This is a genomic window from Candidatus Sericytochromatia bacterium (assembly GCA_035285325.1).
Taxonomy (GTDB): Bacteria; Cyanobacteriota; Sericytochromatia; order S15B-MN24; family JAQBPE01; genus JAYKJB01.
Genome location: JAYKJB010000057.1, coordinates 49,849 through 68,588, shown reverse-complemented (window position 1 = coordinate 68,588; position 18,740 = coordinate 49,849). Strand labels below are relative to the sequence as shown.

Here is an 18,740-nt window from a genome sequence, read left to right as displayed (position 1 = left end):
CGGAGTCCACGGGAAGATCGCGAAGCGTGACCTCGCCGCCGCGCTCCGCGGCCCAGGTCGGTCGCGATGGCGTGGGGGTTGACCAGGCCGCCGGCGCGAGAGCGCAGAGCCCCAGCAGGCTAGCGAGCGCGACGCGCGTACCGACGCTCCGGGAGTGCATGGTCGACCTGCGGAGGGAAAAACAATGGATCTGTGGGTGCCTTGGCCGTCTGTGGGCGCCGTGCCCGTCGGACGGCCATTCGGAAAGGAACCACGTCGCGGCAGCCGTACAGGAGGACCAGAAAGAAAACGATGGCGTAGGAGAGGCTCTTCAAAGCAACCCCATGGTCAGGTGGAAGTGAGCGACGAGGCGACGGCGGTTAGATCAATCCCGCCCGGTGGAAGGTTCCGACGCGAGCGGGATTGATTGGAAATGGTCGGGATGACTGGATTCGAACCAGCGACCCCCTCGTCCCGAACGAGGTGCGCTACCAAGCTGCGCTACATCCCGAATGGGCCCAAGATAACATCCGGATGGCGTGGGAGGCAAGTTATCTCAGAAATCAAAGCGCAGAATCAAGCTGGGACCGTTCATCGCCAGGGCATTTTCGTTGGCCCGGAGCAAGGACATGTGTCGCAGACCCAGATTCAGGCCGGCCGGACCGTGATTGAAGGTCAGCCCAGCCGAGGCATCGACGAGGGTTTGCCAATCGTTGCCCAGCTGGAGGTTGTAGCCACCTAAAGTCCGCAATTCCAGGCGAGCGCCGGGCACCGGCAGCGGTTGCCAGATGGAGAGTCCCACGGTGGCATACTGTCGGCCCTGCAGTCCCAGCGCCCGATATCCGACCAGTGCGTGGACGCCTTGCGCCGACGTTTCTTGGCGCACCGCCAGATCAATCATCGGGGTTCCCAACTCCAGTTCGGGAATGTCGCGGTTGGGGCGGTAGAGCTCGGGTAACACGGTGACTCCCCCCTGCACTCCCCAAGGGCGAGTCCAAGCCGTGAATTCCAGGGTTCCTGCCGGTCGCCAACCCGGTGCAAGCGAGTGGCCCCCCGGAATCACCCACACCCCGGTGCGCCAGACGACTTGTCGGTCGAGGAAGCCCTCGGCGACTCTCGTTTCTGGGGAGGGGGAGGGCGGCCGTGGCGTGGTCACGGGTGGTGAGGGCGGTGGAAGGGGGCGATCGCCAATGCGGGGCGGGGGGAGCGTGTTCGAGTGCGGCAAGTCCAGGTGCGCCGGAGACCCCTCGCCCAACGGGAGGCCTGTGACGGGCGGCGAACCCAGCAGACCCGACGTGGGCGTGGGACTCACGGGCGCCTGGGGAGGTCTGGCAATGGGGGTCGATTGGGCGACCGGCGAGGGGGGGGCGGAGGGCGTTGGACGTGGCGTGGGTCTGTCTGCCGGCCGAGGCGTGGGCGGGGAGCTCGGGACTGGAGAGAGCCAAGCGATGGGCTTGGGCGAGGGCGTCGCCTTGGCAAGAGCGGCCGTCTTCGGGAATGGGCGGGGGGGAGAGGGGCTGGCCTGAACAGGTCGCAGCGGGGCAGGGGGCGGAATCGTGACTCCCACTGGCTCGCCGGCCGCGATCGGGAGCGGGACCTCCGGTCCATCCTCCGCGTGGTAAGGCCCCTCGCTGATCAGAATGGCGATCTGGCGCGCGGCGGTCTCGTTGCGGACGGCGATCGCCCAGTGCTGCTTCAGCGTGAGCGTGAGGCGGATGCGGTCCAGATCGTGATGGACCATGAACCACTGCACCAGGCGGGGATGTGGCGGGGTACCGGCAGAAAAGACGCCGTAGATGCCAGGGGCTGCCTCAAAATCGATCGTGTACTGATTGGGGCTGCTGCGTCGCATCACGTGATGCGGAAAGGTCCCACGATAGGGAATGACCAGAATGCCCCGCTTGGCATCCCAACGGGCGGGTTCGAGCCAGGTGTCGACGGTGGCGGCCTCGCCGGGCAGCGGGCACACGAACGCCGACGCGAGGCACAAGGCGGCTGGGAAGAAAGGCAGGCGCATCGTGGGCGGTGATCCGGCAACGGTGTGATGGCTCAACCACGTTAGCAGACCGAGGGCCCGGTGTCATGCGCCAACGCTATCGCTCGAGGCGTCCCTCCGCGGCGAGCAGCGCCTTGAGGCGATCAAGCGGAAGGGCGTAGACCGTGTGTCCGTCTCGCCCGATCATCGTGGTGGCCATGGTCAAGGCATTGCCAATCGATTCTTCCGTGGCCTCCACCACCGCTTCGAAAAGCGGACTGGTATGGAGATTGTGAACCGCCGAGATTCTCATGGATGGGTCGGTGGGCGTGTGAGGCACGTGGGCCGCGGTGGAGAAGGCCAGCACAAAATCCCCGGATGAATGGGCGGCGATCGAGCCGGTGCGGGCCAGGCCGAGGGTGGCTCGTTTGGCCAGGCGCTCCAGCTGATGGGGCAGAAGCGGCGCGTCCGTCGCCACGATCACGATGATCGAGCCTTCGCCGGGGCGGGCCTGGGGCAGGAGGTCATTGATGCGCAGGCCCACGGGCACCCCGGCAATCCGCAGATGCTCACGCCAGCCCATGTTCGCATTGACCAGCACCCCGACCGTCCAGCCGCCTTGATGGCCGGGCAGGACTCGGCTCGAGGTGCCGATCCCGGCCTTGAAACGGTAGGCCACCATGCCGGTGCCGGCCCCCACCGCCCCCTCGGCCACCGGTCCGGAGCGGGCCAGATCCAGCGCCGCGAACACGTGGGGTTCGCGCACGTGACGACCCCGCTGGTCATTCAGGAAGCTGTCATCGCATTCGGCCACGCACGGCAGCACCACATCATCCTTCACGCCGATATCGGGATACTGCCGCATCATCCAGGAGACCAGCGCATCGGCCACCCGGTTGGCCGAGAGCGTGTTCGTCAACAGGATGGGTGTCTCCAGACAGCCAGCCTCCTTGACCCAATCCAGCGCGGTCATCGAGCCGTTGCCGTTCAGGACGAAGCCCGAGGCAAACACCTTGTTGCGCCAAACGTCATCGCGGGGAACGATCGCCGTCACACCGGTGCGAACGGGGCCACGTCCCGGGATCAACTTCCCTTCACCCGCCACCAGGCTGACGTGACCGACCTTCACGCCTTTCACGTCGGTGATGGCATTCCAAGGCCCGGTCGGCAGGCGACCGATCCGGATGCCCAGGTCTCTCAGCCGCACGCGCGCGGCGGGAATGGCCAGCGGGCGCTGGGTCACGCTCGGCACCGGTTGGCCGAAGAGCGGGATGCCGAAGGGGGCCACGATGGTCTGCGGGCGGGGCGTGGGGGTCGGAAGCGGCGCTGCGGCGGGGGCGACCGCCGCGGCGAGGGCCTGGCCAGGTGGCGAGGCCAACAATGCGCCACCGACCATCAGCGCGGCCAGGGCGGTCCGCGGACTCTGTCGCATGAAGCCTCCAAACGGGGGAAGGGGCGAACGTGGGCTGCAGGCTCCAAGATAGCACGCCCGCTGGCTGGCAGGGAGTTGCAGCCGAGCGGGTAGAATGCCCGAACGATGAGGCGCCAGGCATCCCTGGCGCGCACGGCCGGGCCGAGTGCCGGAACGCTGGGACCAGCCGCCCCCCTTGGAAAGGAGCCTCACGTGGCAAACGCCGGGCAATTCTTTGCGGCCTTGAGCCGCCGAAAATCCATCGTGGCCGATCGGTCCGCAGGAAGCGCCCCCGACTCGCCGGCGGCGTTGCGTCGGGTGCTGGGATTCTGGTCGCTGGTTGCGATCGGCATCGGCTGCACGATCGGGGCGGGGATTTTTGTCTTGCCCGGGGTCGTGGCGGCCCAGACCGCCGGACCAGGGATCCTGATCTCCTTCCTGCTGGCCGGCCTCGCCTGTGCGATCGCGGCGTTTTGCTATGCCGAGCTGGCCGTCCTGATTCCGGCGGCGGGCAGCGCCTACAGTTACGCCTATGCGACCTTGGGCGAGGGGGTGGCCTGGCTGGTTGGTTGGAACCTGCTGCTGGAGTACGGTCTGTCGAACAGTGCCGTGGCGGCGGGATGGGGCGGCTATGTGCAGGCCTTGCTCAGGGGCATGGGCCTGTCCCTGCCCCCCGCGTGGATGGTGGCCACCGGCCAGCCGATCCCGGCGACGGTCTACGAAGCCGCCGGTCTGGCCGTTCCGCTGGGCCCGACGTTCGGCTGGCTCAACCTGCCCGCGGCGATCGCCGTGGCCTTGCCCACCATCCTTTTGCTGGTGGGCATCCGCGCCAGTGCGCAGTTCAACAATGGCCTGGTCGCGGCGAAGATCGGCGTGTTGCTCATGTTCGTGATGCTGTGTCTGCCGGCTGTTCAGGCGACGCACTTCACCCCATTTTTGCCGTTTGGTGCCTCGGGCGTCGTGACGGGCGCTGCCGTGTTGTTTTTCCTTTTCATCGGCTTCGATGCGGTATCCACGGTGGCGGAGGAATGTGAAAACCCCCAGCGTGACGTGCCCCGTGCCATGATGGTCGGTCTTGGGCTGGTCGCGACGCTCTACATCGCCGTCACGGCCGTACTGCTGGGGGTGGTGCCCCTGAATGTCCTGAAATCAGCCCAGGAACCCCTCGCTCGCGCGCTTGACCTGGCGGGACATCCCATCGCGGCGATGCTCCTTTCGTGCGTGGCGGTGGTCGGGGTGCTGGCCGTGATCCTGGTCGCTTCCATCGGCCAGACCCGAATCCTGTTCGTGATGGCCCGTGATGGCCTGATGCCCGCGCTGATGGGCCGCGTTTCGGCCGGGCGGGGGGTGCCTGTGACCGCCACCATCCTGCTGGGGGTGGTCACAGGTGGGTTGGCCGCGACCGTGCCGCTGGATGCCCTGGCCGATCTCGTCAGCATCGGGACGCTCGCCGCCTTCACGGCGGTGTCCCTCGGCGTCCTGGTGTTGCGCTGGGAGCGGCCCGATCTGCCTCGCCCGTTCCGAGTGCCTTTCTCGCCTGAATTGCCCTTGGCTGGTATCGCCGTCAATCTCTGGCTGATGAGCAGTCTACCTGCGGCAGTCTGGATTCGTTTCGCGGTCTGGATGGCCCTGGGAATCGCGATCTACTTGCTATGGGGCATGCGGGGGGCTAGCCGTCGCTTCGAGACCAGGCCTCCCGAGGAGGTCGCTTGACGCGGGAGCGACCCGGCGGCCTTCGTCGCCTGTTCACGAGCTATCCCGGAGAGGCCTTGCGTGGGCGTTTGCGCCAGGCTTATCGGGAGGCGATTGAGGGCGGCCTGCCGAGCGACCGAATTCTGGTTTTGACGGCCACTTGGGGCGCGTGGCGGCCTTTTCTCGACGAACTGAGCGCGCCGACCGGGGCCCGCCGGGTGGTCACGTCCCTGGCCTGGCTTCAGGAGGAACTTCGCATCTGGTGGCCCCTGGTGGAGGAGGCCCTGGCGCGGACCGGCTTTCCAGCCGGCTTGGCACACAATCGCCTCGAGCCGTCCTTCGTGGCGATCGATCTCAGCCAGTATCTGCTGGGGCGGTTCCTGGCTGCCTGGCAGGAAGAGGATGGGGGCCTGATCCCTGGGGCTCGCTCCGCGCTGACCTTTCAGCGCTTGCAGGTCCTGGACGTCGTGGCGCGCGCGATCGAACACGGCCTTCCCTTGCTCGGGCCGCCTGAGGCGGCGCCCCATGCGCCGATGAGTGGTGGGGGCCTCGACCCGGACTGGGCCGCGCGGGGACCGTCCCCGGCTGAGACGCTACAGCCCTGGATGGCAGCAGTGGCGCACCGCCTTCACGCGGGCCAGATCGAAGCGGCCGCCGAGGCGGCCCCACGGGTGGCGCATCTGGCCGCCATCTATGTCGATGCCATGCTGCGTGCCCGGATTTTTGACCACGCGCTGGCGCTGGCCGTCTACACCCACTGTCTATGGCCGGCGCCCGCTTACCAGCAACACTTCTGCCGGAATACCAGTTTGGTCCTGGTGGAAGACATCGACGAATCAGCGCACCGCTGGCTCGACATGGTGGTGGCCTGGAGTGCCGTGGGCGTTCGGTGCGAGGCCAGCGCCAAGTCCGATCCGGCCGCCGGAACGGCGGCTTGGACGTATCGCGGGGGCTTGCGTGAATATGTGGGCGCGGCGCCTTGGCGGGCCTGGGAGGTGGCGGAGGAGGTGGAGACGATCGAGACGGCAGAGCCCCCGCTGGCGCCGCTCGGCAGGGCCTTCGGCGCGGCCTTGACCGGTGGATTCCAGACGGTTCACCTGCCGTCCGGGGCGCTGGCGCTTCGGCTGGATGCCAGCGGCACGCTGGAAATGCTGGACCGCGTCGCGGCGGATCTCGCCCAGGTGCTGATGCACACGCCCCCTGACCAGGTTGCCCTGGTCGTGCCGGCCCTGAGTCCCATGTTGATTTTCTCCCTGCGGGTGCGTCTGGCGCGCCTGGGGTATCCCCTCTACGTTTTCGCGGGGACCACCATGCTGAGCGACCACCGTGCGCCGCGTTTGCTGCTCACCCTGGCGCGTCTGGCGCAGCCCGATTGGGGGCCGGCGCCCTCGCGCTTCGAGGTGATCGAACTGCTGGAAGCGGTGACCGGTCTCAATCCCCTGCAACTGGCCCGTCGCGAGGCGGAGTTTTATCAGGATGGGGCGCTTGTTCCGCCGGATGGCTTGACGGCGGGGCTGAGCGACCAGGCTCTGGCCCGCTACGCCAGCCTCCATCGTTTCGTCGATACGCCGCTGCTGGCAACGGACCCGGAAAGCGTTCTGCGGGAAGCCTTTACCCAGGTGTGGGCCCCGTTCCTGGCGCTGGCGGATCCCTTGGATGAACAACAGGCCCGAGAGGTGAGCCAGATGGGGCAATTGATCGAGCTGGCGGCGCGTTTTCGTGAGATCGAGTCGCGCCTGCACCAGTCGCCGCCTGATTGGGGGGCTCGATTCCTGACCTTCCTGCGTGACCAGCCGGTGGCCGAGCGCCCGTTTTTTCAGCGCGAGCCCCACCGTGGAGCCGTCATGCTGGCCACCGCCAGTCAGCTCTCCGAAAAGGGCTTCAGTGAGCCGGCGGAACGCCTCTCCCATCTGTTCTTACTCGACTTTGGAGCGGAGAGCTGGTGGAAATCCGATCGGCGTGAATTCACCAATGCCCGTCTCCTCTCGCTGGCGCGTCCGCCCGGCCTCTACACGCTGGATGAGGAGCACCTGGACGCCTCGGAAAAGCTCGCGCGGGTCCTGATGACGTGTTGCTTGAAGGTGGAAACCTGCCTGTGGGTTCACGCCTGCCTGACGGATGAAGAGGGCCGCGAGCAACAGGGGGAACTGCCCAACCTGCTGGTGTCGATGCTGGGGGCCCAACAGGTGCTGGAGGCTGGGCGATGACCACCGGCGCCGTCACCTTGCGCCCTGCTCAGGCGGCCATCCTGACGTATTCCGGTGGACAGCTGGCCATCTCCGCCGCGCCAGGGGCTGGCAAGACCTTCATTCTGGAGCAGCTGGCCGTGCGACTGGTCGAAGACCTCGGTGTGCGCCCTGCTGAGATCCTGATTCTCACCTACATGCGCAGTGCGGCGCTGAACCTCAAGCAACGGCTGACGCGCACCCTGGCAGCGCGTGGGTTGACCGCATTCGGTCTGCAAACCACGACCATCCACGGGTTCGCGTCCTCGGTCATTCGGCGCGCGGCGGGTGACAGCGACTCCGGAATGCTGGTTTGGAGCGAGGCGGAACGGCGCAAGAACCTGCAAGAGGCCCTGCTTGAATGGTTGGAGGACCCCCTTCATCAACAGATGTGGCAGGCGTATGGGCAGCGCGACGGCGGTGGCGATGAGCGGGAGGACCCGCAGGCGGTGGTGCTGCGCTTGGCGGAGAAGGCCATCGCGGAGGCCAAACAAGCGCGCCTGAGCGAGGCCGACTTTCAGGTTGCTGTGGTTGACCATCACCCCGCCTTGCCGGCCTTGTATCGCGGCTACCTGGCACGCCAACAGGCGGCGGGGGCCTATGACTATGATGATCTGATCCGGGAAGCGAACGCCATTCTGGCCACTCGAGACGACCATCGGGCCTATCATCAGCGTCGTATTCGCTTCGTCCTCGAGGACGAGGCGCAGGATTCAACGCCCGACCAGCAGGCCCTGATCCGCTGGCTGACCGAACCTGCCCTGGGCGGCAGTGGCAACCTGGTCCGTGTGGGGGACACCAATCAGGCGATCATGGCTTCCTTCACGCACAACTCTCCCCGGTACTTTCGGGCGTTTTGTCAGGCTTGTGAGACCAGTGGGCGCCACATGCCCATGGCGGAATCGAGCCGCAGCGCGCTGCCCGTTCTGGCCATGGCCAATGCGCTGGTGGCGTTCACCGCTCATCATCCTGATCCCGTGGTGAGGGAGGCCTTCACCGGACAACCGATCCTGCCGGCCACGGCCGGAAAGCCGAATCCCTCTCTGCTTGCGCCGATCACCTGGACCTTTTACGAGGGGGCCAGGCGCGACGACGCCGCGGCACAGGAAGAGTTGGGCGTGCTGACAGCCGTGCGGGCGTTCTTGCGAGCCCATCCGACGGCCCGGGCAGCGGTGCTGGTGACGTCTCACAAGCTTCGGATGGCCTATGCGCAACGCGCCACCCAACTGGGCATTCCGCTGCAGCAAGGCGTCAGCCAGGGCCCGTCACAGCGCCAGTGTCTCAGGTTTCTGGCCCACGTGCTGACGTTTCTGTCGTTGCCGCTGGAGGAGCCGGCCGCGTCCTGGCGCCCCCTGGTGGAGGAGTGGGCCCAGCTTTGCCGCACGCCCTGGCAAAATCCACGGGCGCTCCGGCAGTTCCTTGCGCGCCATCCCTCCGATTCGCTGCTGTTTCCCCTGGCGGACCTGCCACCGCATCGCCCGGAAGACTTTCCTGCTGCAGACTACCTGGCCCTGCTCTCGCTCTGTCGGGGGTTGCGCGCCTTGCTGCGGGTGCGGCATCTGCCTCCCGGGGAACTCTTTCCGAGCGTGGCCCTGACCCTGATCGACGATCCTCAGGCGATCGCCGTGGCGGCCAAGGCGGCCGTGATCGCCCAGCGGAAAGCGGCCTCCGACCCGACCATTGAGTTGGACCCCCTGCGGCGTCTGGCAGACGAGGTGAGGACACTCGCGGAAAACACCGAGGACCATCGGGACCTGGTGCCCACGCCGGCCGACACGCGTGAGGCCACCCCTGGTACGCTGAGCGTGCTGACCTTGCACGCCTCGAAGGGCCTGGAATACGATGCGGTGTGGATCCCTGGCCTCGCCAGCGCCTACATGTTTCCTTGGGACCCCGACCAGGTCTCGTTTCGTGACCAGGCGGCCTTCTGCCTTGAGCAAGCCTTGCGTGCCCCGCCGGGGGCGCCGTTCGATCTGGCTGCCGCCCGGGCGGCCGCTCAGCGGCTGCTGGTGGCTGAAAAGCTGCGGTTGTTGTACGTCGGCATGACGCGGGCCGAGCGCGCGCTTCACCTGTCTGGTGCCGGCACCAGTGAAACCTTGCCCCCCCAGGTGGCCCAACTGGCCTCTCTCTGTGAGCGCGTCACGCCATGACTCAGGTCGAGCCCCGTCCCAGGCTGAGCAGTGCCGCGCTGGACGCCCTGGCGGACGGCTGTCCCCGCTACTTTGCCCTGCGTTACAAGTTGCAGGCCTACTGGCCTGCTCGGGCCGGCCAGCACCCGCAGGGGGAAGACGATGGCGCGCGCCTGGGCTCCGTCTTCCACCGGCTGGTTCAGCAACACGCCTGTGGTCTGCCCCTCGCCCCCTTGCTGGAGGCCTGGGAGGGGCTGCATCCCGGCCTGACTCAGATGTGGGCTCGGTTTGCCACGTCAGAACACTTCTCTCCGCCCCTTGAGGCCGAGGTCTGGACCGAGCAGAGCCTGCACTTGCAAGTGGCTGAAGTCCCCTTCGTCGCCCGCTACGACCGGATCGTGGCCCACGCGGGACGCTGGCGCATTCTGGATTGGAAGACCGGCCATCCCTCCGGGGAGACGCTGCGTCGCGGTTGGCAAGCCCGCCTGTATCCCTTCGTGTTGACGGAGGCTGCCCAGGTCCTGTCAGGGGGCTCGCCCATCGCGCCTGAATCGGTCGAGATGGTGTTCTGGCTGGTCGACACCGGGGAGGCGGTCGTGATTCCTCACTCCGCGTCGCGGCACGAGGCGACGCGTCAGCGTCTCACCGCTTTGGCCAGGCAGGCCTGCGCTCCATTTGATCCTCGGGTTCACGATGACGCGGCCTTTCCGAGGGTCCCGTCGCGCTGTCCACCCTGCGCTTACCACACGTTGTGCAACGCAGGCCCTTTCGAACCTTCCGAAATGCTGGTTTGGCCAAGTCCTCCGGTCTTCTTGCCCCCCTCCGACGCGGGGCTTCGCGCCGCGGAAGCGCCTTGACAGTTGTCCGGGCGGGCAGCAAGCTGAAGGGCCTTTGAGGGGGAATGTCGTGAGTCAGATCTGGAGCTTGAAGCCGGCGCAGGCTCCCGAGGTCGCGGCGATTGCCACGGCCCTGGGCCTGCCCTTGCCTGTGGCTCGCTTGCTGTGGTTGAGGGGCTATCGGACGCCGAAGGTGGCGGCTGATTTCTTGTCGACGCGGGATCGCCTGGATTGGCTGCAGAGTCCGCTTGAAACGGATGGCATGGCCCGGGCCGTCGCCCGGATCCGCCGAGCCGTCGCCGAGCAGGAACCCTTCGTCATTTATGGCGACTACGACTGCGATGGCGTGACCAGCACCAGCCTGCTGTACCGCTATCTCAAACGGGGCTTGAAGGCCAACTGTGAGGCCTACCTGCCGGATCGTTTCAAGGATGGCTACGGCGTGACGCCCGCGGCGGTGGAGCGCATTGCGGCTTCCGGCGTGCGCCTGATCCTCACCTGCGACAACGGGATCTCCGCCATCGCGGCCGCTGAAACCGCCCGCAAGCTTGGGGTTGAGATCGTGGTCACGGACCACCATCAGCCGCCTGAGGTCCTGCCTGATGTGACCGCGATCGTGCATCCTGCCCTGGAATTTCCCCACCTGAAGGACCTGGCCGGCGTCGGCGTGGCGTTGCTGTTCGTGATCGCGCTGGAGGGCGGTTTCAACGACCGCATCGCCCACTTCCTGGATTTCGTCAGCATCGGGACGGTCGGGGATGTCGTCTCGCTCAGTGGTCCCAACCGGGCGCTGGTCTGGGCCGGTTTGGCGCGCTTTCGTGAGGGCAAAAGCCGCTTTCCGGGCATCGCGGCGCTTGCGAAAACGGCCGGAACTCAGTTGACCTCCGTGCGGGCGGAGGATCTGGCCTTCCAGCTGGTGCCCCGGCTCAATGCGGCCGGCCGATTGGAAACGCCGCGCGTCGGCTTCGAGTTGCTCACCACCAACGACCACGAGCAAGCGGCCGTTCACGCTGAGGTGTTGGACCGCATCAACCGGGAGCGGCGGACCATGTCGGCCGACTTGCAATCCGACATCTTTCAGCGCCTTGATGCGGACTGGGACCTCGAGTCCGAACCCTTCATCGTGCTGGCGGACGAGGGCTTTCATCACGGGATCACCGGCATCATCGCGGGTCGCATCAAGGACCGCTACCGCTGTCCCGTGCTGCTCTTCTCGGGGCATCCCGGCGGGCTCTGGAAGGCCTCGGGGCGCAGCCCGGACGGCCTCCACCTCTACGATGCCCTACACCATGCCCGGGCTCATCTGGTCGGGTTCGGGGGCCACGCAGGGGCGGCTGGCTGCGCAGCGGAGGAATCGGCCATTCCTCTGGTGCGGCGGGCGTTGAATGCCTACGTACGTGAGGTGGGCTGGAACCGGCCCGCTGATGTGATCGCGTTGGATGCCGAACTGCCCTTCGCAGAGGCTGATGCCGCCCTGCTCGAGGCGCTGGATCGCCTGGAACCGTTCGGGCAACGCAACCCGTCACCGGTGTTTGGCCTGTTGCGCGCGCGGGTGGTGGGGCGTCGGGTGGTGAAGAATCATCTGTTTCTCAAGGTCGACGACGGGGTTTCGCTCGCTGAAGTGATTGCCTGGGGCAAGGCCGACATGGCGGACAGCCTCGGGGACTGGATCCGCTTCACTTACCGGCCCAGCTGGAATACCTTTCAGGGGCAAACCCGCATTCAGTTCATCGCCGACCGCTTGGCCCCTGCCTCCGCCGTTGAACCCAGCATCGCCGCTGCCTTGGCGAGTGCTACCGCACCGGTCTGGAACGACCGCCGGGGTCAGCCCGCCGAGCCCCCGCGCGACGCCCACGTGTACGCGATCGATCCGCCGACCGCCGGCCTTTGGGTGGACCCTCTGGCCCCCTCGGTGCCGGCTGGCGCTCATCTCTGGTTTTGCGACCCGCCTCATGACGAGCAGACCTGGCAGCAGTTGTTGGCTCAGGCCGCTCAGGTCACGCTCGCCTGGCCAACTCAGACCTGTGAAGGGGCTGCTGGTGAGGAACTTCCCACGCCTCAGGCCCTCAGTTCGCTCTGGGGGCAGCTGGCGCGCCACCGCGAAGGAACGCTGCGTCAGGCCCTTCAGAAGGCGCAAGTCAGTCTGGGGTCAGCCTGCCTGGACGCCCTGCGGATCTTTGAAGAGGCCGGCCTCTTGCTCCGCCAGGGGACTCACTGGCAACTGCTGGCCGCCCCCCCCGAAGACATCGCCTTGGTGGACCTCCAGAGCTACCAGGAGGCCCTGAATGGGCTGCGTTTTCGCCGCGCCCTGCGGGGGCAGCCCATGCCGCGTTTGCAGGCCTCGCTGGGCTGATGGCCCGGTGGGCCCGGCCCAAGATGTTCGACGGGCGCTCCGATCGAGAGCTTGTGGTTACCATAATCTGGTCAATTTCGTCAAATATTTCGTCACCCGGCCCGGTTCAACCCTTGTCCGGCACGGGTACAATGTGATGGCAGGACCGAACCATCGAAGTGTTCTCTTGGCTCTCTTCAACACGTCTGGACCGGCAAGGTTGTCACGGCACCCACGACCTTTCAAGGATGTGAAGCCCATGTCACACAGCCAGCGCACGGAAGCTCAGCGACGCATCGAGGCCGACGAGGCACTCCTTCGGGGCATTCGTCAGGAAGCCTTTCGGGTGCGGGCGCGCATCCGCATGTTCGAGGGGGAAATCGCCGGTGCCCAAGCTGCCATCGCGGAAAAGCAGCGGGTCATCCATGAGGCGGTGTCTCGGGTTCAGGACCTCAGTCGCCAGTTGGCCCAGCTGAGCGAGCAGGAGCAAAAACTGCGCGACGACCAGGACCTCTGGGGTGGCTTCGCAGCCGGCTGACGTCCGCTGCGCCCTGAGTTGCGAGCCACACCCGGCAGACGTATAATCTGGCCTTCGGAGGGGCCAGCGTGTCGCAAATCCGGGTCGGTGAACTCGCTTATGTCAGCGGATGGCCCATCCAGGCCCCGCTGCGGCGAGGCTTGCCGGAACAGCCGCCGCTCACCTTTCGTGCAGGCCGCCCGGGGGAGCTGGACGCCTGGATGGCGGCAGGTGAGCTGGATGTGGCGCCCGTTTCCACGTTTGAATACCTGGCACGACGCGACTTTTATCGCCTGGTTCCGAACCTCTCCATCAGCGCCTGGGGGCGTTTGGGCAGTGCCATCCTGTTCAGCAAGCGCTCTTTCGCCCAGCTCTCTGGTGCGGCGATCGCCGTGCCGGAATTCGGCGCAACGTCCAACCAGCTCGTGCGAGGCTTGCTGCATCGCTTGTTCGGCGTGGAGGCGACCTTCGAGGCCCGGGACGGTTCCTTGGCGGACCTTCTGACGCATTACGATGCGGCGCTGCTGATCGGCGATGCTGCCATTCTGGCCGGCCGAGCCGAGAGCGGCCTGCATCGCCTGGACCTCGGGCAAGCCTGGTGGCAGATGACGCATACCCCGCTGGTGACCAGCCTGTGGGTGACGCGGTGGGATCTCGCGACTGAGATGTCAGAGCGTTTGAGCGCGCTTTTCCTTCAGGCCAAGGCGGACGGCCTCGGAAATCTGGCGCACTGGTCGGCGGAGGCAGCCGCGCGGCTGGGCGTTCCGGCTGCGGAGCTCGAGGGCTATTTTTCGCTGCTCAGCTACGACTATTCCCCGGTCCACGAGCAGGGCATTCGCCTGCTCGAGGAGGAATGGAGAGAGGGCGATCGCCCTCACTCCTCGCCGCGAATTTCCTGAACCAGGCCGTCCTTCACGATCAACTGAGGATTGGCCAGCTTGGCGTAGAGGTGGTCGCCCACTTTGACTTCCACGAAGTTGTCGACGGTGCCCTGGATGAATTCGCTGCCATTTTCCAGCTTGCCCACCATATCGAGCTTGGAGAGCAAGTCCGCTTTCTGGCCCTTGATGCGCTGACGTTGTTCCTCGAGCTGGGCCCGAATGTTCTCGAGTTCCGCCGCGGAGGCCCCCCGCTTTTCGAAGTCGCTCAGGGCGCGCTTGCCCTGAAACTCCAGTTGCTGCGCCTCCATATCCAGTTGCTGCAAGCCTTGCTGCAACTCGGCGGTGGCCTGCTGGCGGAATTGCTCCGTCACGATGGCCACGATGGTGACCTGACGGCGCAGCGAGATCGACTGCATAGGTGGCGGCTCCTTGGGGAGAAATGGCTGGATGGTCGAGCGGCGCCCTTTCAACAAAGGGGCGGCTCATTTTAGGGGCGCCTTGCGGCCCCTGTCAATGAAAGCGAGGGTGCCGAAACGAAGGCTGTATCTTCCTGATTATTCGGGGCCGTTGCGGGCAGTGCTCGCCCCCGGAAGCCGCGAGTCACAGCGCGCGGCTGGTCACTTCCACGTCGTCGGCGGCCACGGCGGAGACCGCTTCGAACGCCTTGCTTTGCCCAGGGGCCAGCACGGCGAACGGGAAATACTCACTTTGGACCACCTGTCCCCCCTTCTTGAAGCGAACGATGGCTTCTCCGTCGAGGGCCTGAGCTCCACGGTTGGAGATGGTGGCCTTGACCCGCAACTTGCGCCACAGGAAGCCCATCTTGGCCTTTTGAATTCCGCCCACCACGAGCAGGGCGTGGATGTTACAGCCATTCAGGGGGTCACAGCCGGCCGTGGGTGTCTGCCCGCCAATCTGGGACGAACCAGTCCCGGCGCCGGGTTGAGTGCTCACGGGGAGCGCGGCACCCCCGGGCCCCACGAACGCAGGCACATTCAGACCTGGCGCGATGGGCTGTTCCAGCGGCGTCAGCGCTGGTTGTTCCAAAGGCGTGGCGGGAGGCATGGGGGCCACGGGCAGGCCCCCGACCGGGGCGACCCGACCGCAGCCGACCAGGCTCAGCCAGGCGACACCCGAGAGCGTGAAGCGAACCAGCCTGGCCCGAGCAGCATCAGTAGGGCGTGCCATAGCCACTTCCCCCGGGATAGCCCGATGTTCCGGAGCCGTAGCCACCGCCGTAGCCCGTTCCGGCGCCGTAGCCACCGCTGTAGCCCGTGCCGGAGCCGTTTCCATAGCCTGAACCGTAGCCGCCTCCTGTGTAGTTGGAGCCGGGCAACTGGCCGGGCAGTGAGGTGATGCCGATCTGCACGTCATCGGCCGACCTTTTGGAACTCACCGTGAACCCTTGTGCCTGCCCGGGGGCCAGATCGGTCACGAATTCGGTCTGGGTTTCGACCACCTTTCCACCCTTGGTGAAGCTGATCTGCAGTTCACCGGACAGGACGCCCTGAGAGGGATTGGTGATCTGGCCGGAGACCGTCAGTTTTTTCCAGAGCAGAACCCCCTTGCTGTTCTTGTTGAGGCGACTCACCTGCAATTTTCCCGTGATGGGAGCGGGGGTCGGCACCGTGCCGAAGGATCCCCCGTAGTTGCCACCGGGGGACGTGAAGCTCCCCCCACCGAAACCGCCGCCACTGTAGGGATCGGAACCGTAGCCGCCGCCCGAGGGGGATGAGCCGTAGCCGCCGCCGTACGGGTCCGAGCCGTAGCCGCCGCTGTAGGGGTCGGAGCCGTAGCCCCCGCCGTAGGGATCCGAGCCGTAGCCGTAGTCACCCGTGGTGGGCGCAAAAGGCTGAATGCCGCAACCCGCCAGCAGACAGGCGATCGCCATGGCGGAAGTCCTGGCCTTCAGTTGCTTTTTGCTTCGCACGCTTCCGTTCCTCCGCCTTTCCGCTCGCTGAAAGGCACCACGGGATTTATCCCCCTGCCTTTCGGGAAAGTGACGTTAAGCTTTGGGGAAGAAAGATTGAAGCCATCCCTCTCCACGGATGGGCTTTGCGTAGTTATTTCACTTGACATTGATAGACTAAATTAATATGTTGATTGAAGGCTCTCGCAAGCACAGGAGGCACGACCGACATGAGACTCGACCGCTTCACCTTGAAGGCTCAGGAAGCCGTTCAAGCCTGCCAGGACCAGGCGGATCAGCGGGGGCATCAGCAACTGGAACCTGAGCATCTGCTGCTGGCCTTGCTGCTGCAGCGTGAGGGCATCGTGCAGCCTTTGCTGCAGAAGCTTGAGGTCAATCGGGAGTCCCTGCGACAGGCGGTCGAAGCGGATCTGGCGCGGGTGCCTCGCGTCAGTGGCGTGCCGGGCAATCTCTATCTGTCTCCAGGCTTGAAGACGGCCTTCGATTTGGCTTGGAAAGAGATGGAGCGGCTCAAGGATGAGTTCGTGTCGACGGAGCACCTGCTGCTCGCGTTGGCGGACGAGACCCTCAAGTCGAAGTCGGGGGACCGTTTGCGTGCGGCCGGTGCCACCAAGGAACGGGTTTACCAGGCCCTGGCCGCGCTGCGCGGGGGACAACGGGTCACGGATGCCAATCCGGAGGACAAGTACCAGGCCCTGCAGCGCTACGGGCGCGATCTGACGGCGCAGGCCCGGCTGGGCAAGCTCGACCCGGTGATTGGCCGAGACCAGGAAATTCGCCGGGCCGTGCAGGTGCTGTCGCGGCGCACCAAGAACAACCCTGTGCTGATCGGCGAACCCGGCGTGGGCAAGACGGCGATCGCCGAGGGGCTGGCGCAGCGCATCGTCTCGGGGGACGTGCCGGAGGGCCTGAAGGACAAGTGGGTGATCGCCCTGGACATGGGGGCGCTGATTGCCGGCGCCAAGTATCGCGGTGAGTTCGAGGACCGTCTCAAGGCCGTTCTCAAGGAAATCGCCGATGCCGATGGGCGGGTGATTCTTTTCATCGACGAGTTGCACACCCTGGTGGGGGCCGGCCGGGGGGATGGCGCCATGGATGCGGCCAATCTGCTCAAACCTGCGCTGGCACGCGGCGAACTGCGAGCGATCGGGGCCACCACCCTGGAGGAGTATCGCCAGCACATCGAGAAGGATGCCGCCCTGGAACGGCGCTTTCAACCCGTGCTGATTGGCGAGCCCAGCGTGGCCGATGCCATCTCGATCCTGCGCGGTTTGAAGGAGCGCTACGAGGTCCATCACGGGGTGAAGATTCTCGACAGCGCGCTGGTGGCCGCTGCCACGCTCTCCCACCGCTACATCGCCGATCGCTTTCTGCCGGACAAGGCCATCGACCTGGTCGATGAGGCAGCCAGTCGGTTGCGCATCGAAATCGACTCGATGCCCACGGAGCTGGATGCGCTGGAGCGCCGCATCCGGCAACTGGAGATCGAGCGCACGGCCGTCGCCAAGGACCCCGAAGATGCAGGCGCCCGCGAACGCCTGGCTCACATTCAGCAGGAACGCTCGCAGCTGGTGGAGGAGCGAGACACGCTCCGGACCCGGTGGGAGGAGGAAAAGGCCGTCATTGACGCCATCTCAAACGCCAAGGAGCAGATCGAAACCGCCAAGGGGCAGGCGCAGCGCGCCGAGCGCGAGGGCGACCTCACGCGGGCGGCCGAACTGCGCTACGGCACCTTGCCGTCCCTCCAGCAGGAACTGGAACGCCAGCACGCGGCGCTGGCGGCGCTGCATCAGCGGGGCAAGCTGCTCAAGCAGGAGGTGGACGACGAGGACGTGGCGGAGATCGTCTCGAAATGGACCGGCATTCCCGTCTCGCGCATGCTGGAAGGCGAGGTGGAGAAACTGTTGCAAATGGAACGACGCCTGGGTGAGCGGGTCGTTGGGCAGCACGATGCCATCGCGGCCGTGTCGGATGCCGTGCGCCGATCGCGGGCGGGTATTCAGGACCCCGATCGCCCGATCGGTAGTTTCATCTTCCTGGGCCCGACGGGGGTGGGCAAGACGGAGCTCGCCAAGGCGCTGGCTGCATTCCTCTTCGATTCCGAGCAGGCGCTGATCCGGCTGGATATGTCCGAATACATGGAGAAGCACGCGGTCAGCCGTCTGGTTGGCGCGCCCCCAGGCTACATCGGCTACGACGAGGGGGGGCAATTGACCGAGGCCGTGCGTCGCCGGCCTTACAGCGTGCTTCTGCTGGACGAGATCGAGAAGGCCCATCCGGATGTGTTCAATATTTTGCTGCAATTGCTGGACGACGGTCGTCTGACGGACAGCCAGGGGCGAACGGTAGACTTTCGCAACACCGTCGTCATCATGACGAGTAACCTGGGCGCGCAGGCGATTCAGGCGGCGGTCGGTCGAGGCCTGGAGGCGCTTCAGGCGATCGCCACGGAAGCGTTGCGGGACCATTTCCGGCCGGAGTTCCTGAATCGGGTGGATGACACGATCGTGTTCCATGGCCTCGAACGCGGGCACATCGAATCGATCGTCGAGCGGCAACTGGCGCAACTGATGCAGCGCCTGCAATCCCGCCGGGTCAGCTTGAGCCTGTCGGAGGAAGCCGTGCGCTGGCTGGCGGAGATCGGCTTCGACCCGATCTACGGGGCCCGTCCGCTCAAGCGGGCGCTACAGGCCCACGTGCTCAATCCGCTGGCCAAGGCCCTGCTGGAAGGGCGCATCCAGGCGGGAGATGCGGTCCAGGTCCGGCTGGAGGCCGGTCAGCTCGTGTTCGAGCCTCGCGCGGCGGCCACGCCGGCGTCCGCCGGCTGATCGCT

The 18,740-nt window shown here is 66.1% G+C and carries 13 protein-coding genes and 1 tRNA gene; 8 read left to right on the top strand and 6 right to left on the bottom strand.

The window, feature by feature from the left end; all coding sequences use genetic code 11:
• Positions 1-413: 413 nt before the first annotated feature.
• From VKP62_07425 to VKP62_07415, 3 genes are all read right to left on the bottom strand, one after another.
• A tRNA-Pro gene (locus VKP62_07425) sits at positions 414-490 on the bottom strand.
• 45 nt (positions 491-535) lie between these two features.
• The gene (locus VKP62_07420; protein MEB3197020.1) at positions 536-1,996 is read right to left on the bottom strand and encodes a hypothetical protein; all 1,461 of its coding nucleotides are present in this window, start codon (positions 1,994-1,996) and stop codon (positions 536-538) included.
• 76 nt (positions 1,997-2,072) lie between these two features.
• Positions 2,073-3,386 carry a P1 family peptidase gene (locus VKP62_07415; protein MEB3197019.1) on the bottom strand — a complete coding sequence of 438 codons (1,314 nt, stop codon included), beginning with the start codon at positions 3,384-3,386 and terminating at the stop codon, positions 2,073-2,075.
• 192 nt (positions 3,387-3,578) lie between these two features.
• Between VKP62_07415 and VKP62_07410 the strand changes: the two genes are divergently transcribed.
• From VKP62_07410 to VKP62_07380, 7 genes are all read left to right on the top strand, one after another.
• The gene (locus tag VKP62_07410; protein MEB3197018.1) at positions 3,579-5,078 is read left to right on the top strand and encodes an amino acid permease; all 1,500 of its coding nucleotides are present in this window, start codon (positions 3,579-3,581) and stop codon (positions 5,076-5,078) included.
• Positions 5,075-7,264 carry a hypothetical protein gene (locus VKP62_07405; protein ID MEB3197017.1) on the top strand — a complete coding sequence of 730 codons (2,190 nt, stop codon included), beginning with the start codon at positions 5,075-5,077 and terminating at the stop codon, positions 7,262-7,264. Before VKP62_07410 ends, VKP62_07405 begins: the two co-directional genes overlap by 4 nt.
• Complete coding sequence (locus VKP62_07400; GenBank protein MEB3197016.1) at positions 7,261-9,432, top strand: ATP-dependent helicase; 2,172 nt, start codon at positions 7,261-7,263, stop codon at positions 9,430-9,432. Before VKP62_07405 ends, VKP62_07400 begins: the two co-directional genes overlap by 4 nt.
• On the top strand, positions 9,429-10,268 hold the full coding sequence (locus VKP62_07395; protein ID MEB3197015.1) for a PD-(D/E)XK nuclease family protein: 840 nt from the start codon (positions 9,429-9,431) through the stop codon (positions 10,266-10,268). The genes VKP62_07400 and VKP62_07395 overlap by 4 nt, the downstream gene beginning before the upstream one ends.
• Positions 10,269-10,317: 49 nt before the next feature.
• Positions 10,318-12,600, top strand: a complete 2,283-nt coding sequence (gene recJ, locus VKP62_07390) for a single-stranded-DNA-specific exonuclease RecJ (protein ID MEB3197014.1) — start codon at positions 10,318-10,320, stop codon at positions 12,598-12,600.
• A gap of 238 nt (positions 12,601-12,838) precedes the next feature.
• Complete coding sequence (locus VKP62_07385; protein ID MEB3197013.1) at positions 12,839-13,117, top strand: hypothetical protein; 279 nt, start codon at positions 12,839-12,841, stop codon at positions 13,115-13,117.
• Positions 13,118-13,185: 68 nt separating this feature from the next.
• Positions 13,186-13,995, top strand: a complete 810-nt coding sequence (locus VKP62_07380) for a menaquinone biosynthesis protein (GenBank protein MEB3197012.1) — start codon at positions 13,186-13,188, stop codon at positions 13,993-13,995.
• Here VKP62_07380 and VKP62_07375 read toward each other — a convergent pair.
• The 3 genes from VKP62_07375 to VKP62_07365 form a co-directional block, all read right to left on the bottom strand.
• Positions 13,971-14,393, bottom strand: coding sequence for a YlqD family protein (locus VKP62_07375; GenBank protein ID MEB3197011.1), 423 nt, complete (start codon positions 14,391-14,393; stop codon positions 13,971-13,973). The two genes, VKP62_07380 and VKP62_07375, sit on opposite strands and share 25 nt — an antisense overlap.
• A gap of 184 nt (positions 14,394-14,577) precedes the next feature.
• On the bottom strand, positions 14,578-15,165 hold the full coding sequence (locus VKP62_07370; GenBank protein ID MEB3197010.1) for a hypothetical protein: 588 nt from the start codon (positions 15,163-15,165) through the stop codon (positions 14,578-14,580).
• On the bottom strand, positions 15,149-15,907 hold the full coding sequence (locus VKP62_07365; protein MEB3197009.1) for a hypothetical protein: 759 nt from the start codon (positions 15,905-15,907) through the stop codon (positions 15,149-15,151). Before VKP62_07365 ends, VKP62_07370 begins: the two co-directional genes overlap by 17 nt.
• A gap of 209 nt (positions 15,908-16,116) precedes the next feature.
• On the opposite strand from VKP62_07365, the gene clpB reads away from it, so the two are divergent.
• Positions 16,117-18,735, top strand: coding sequence for an ATP-dependent chaperone ClpB (gene clpB / locus VKP62_07360; protein MEB3197008.1), 2,619 nt, complete (start codon positions 16,117-16,119; stop codon positions 18,733-18,735).
• Positions 18,736-18,740: the final 5 nt, after the last annotated feature.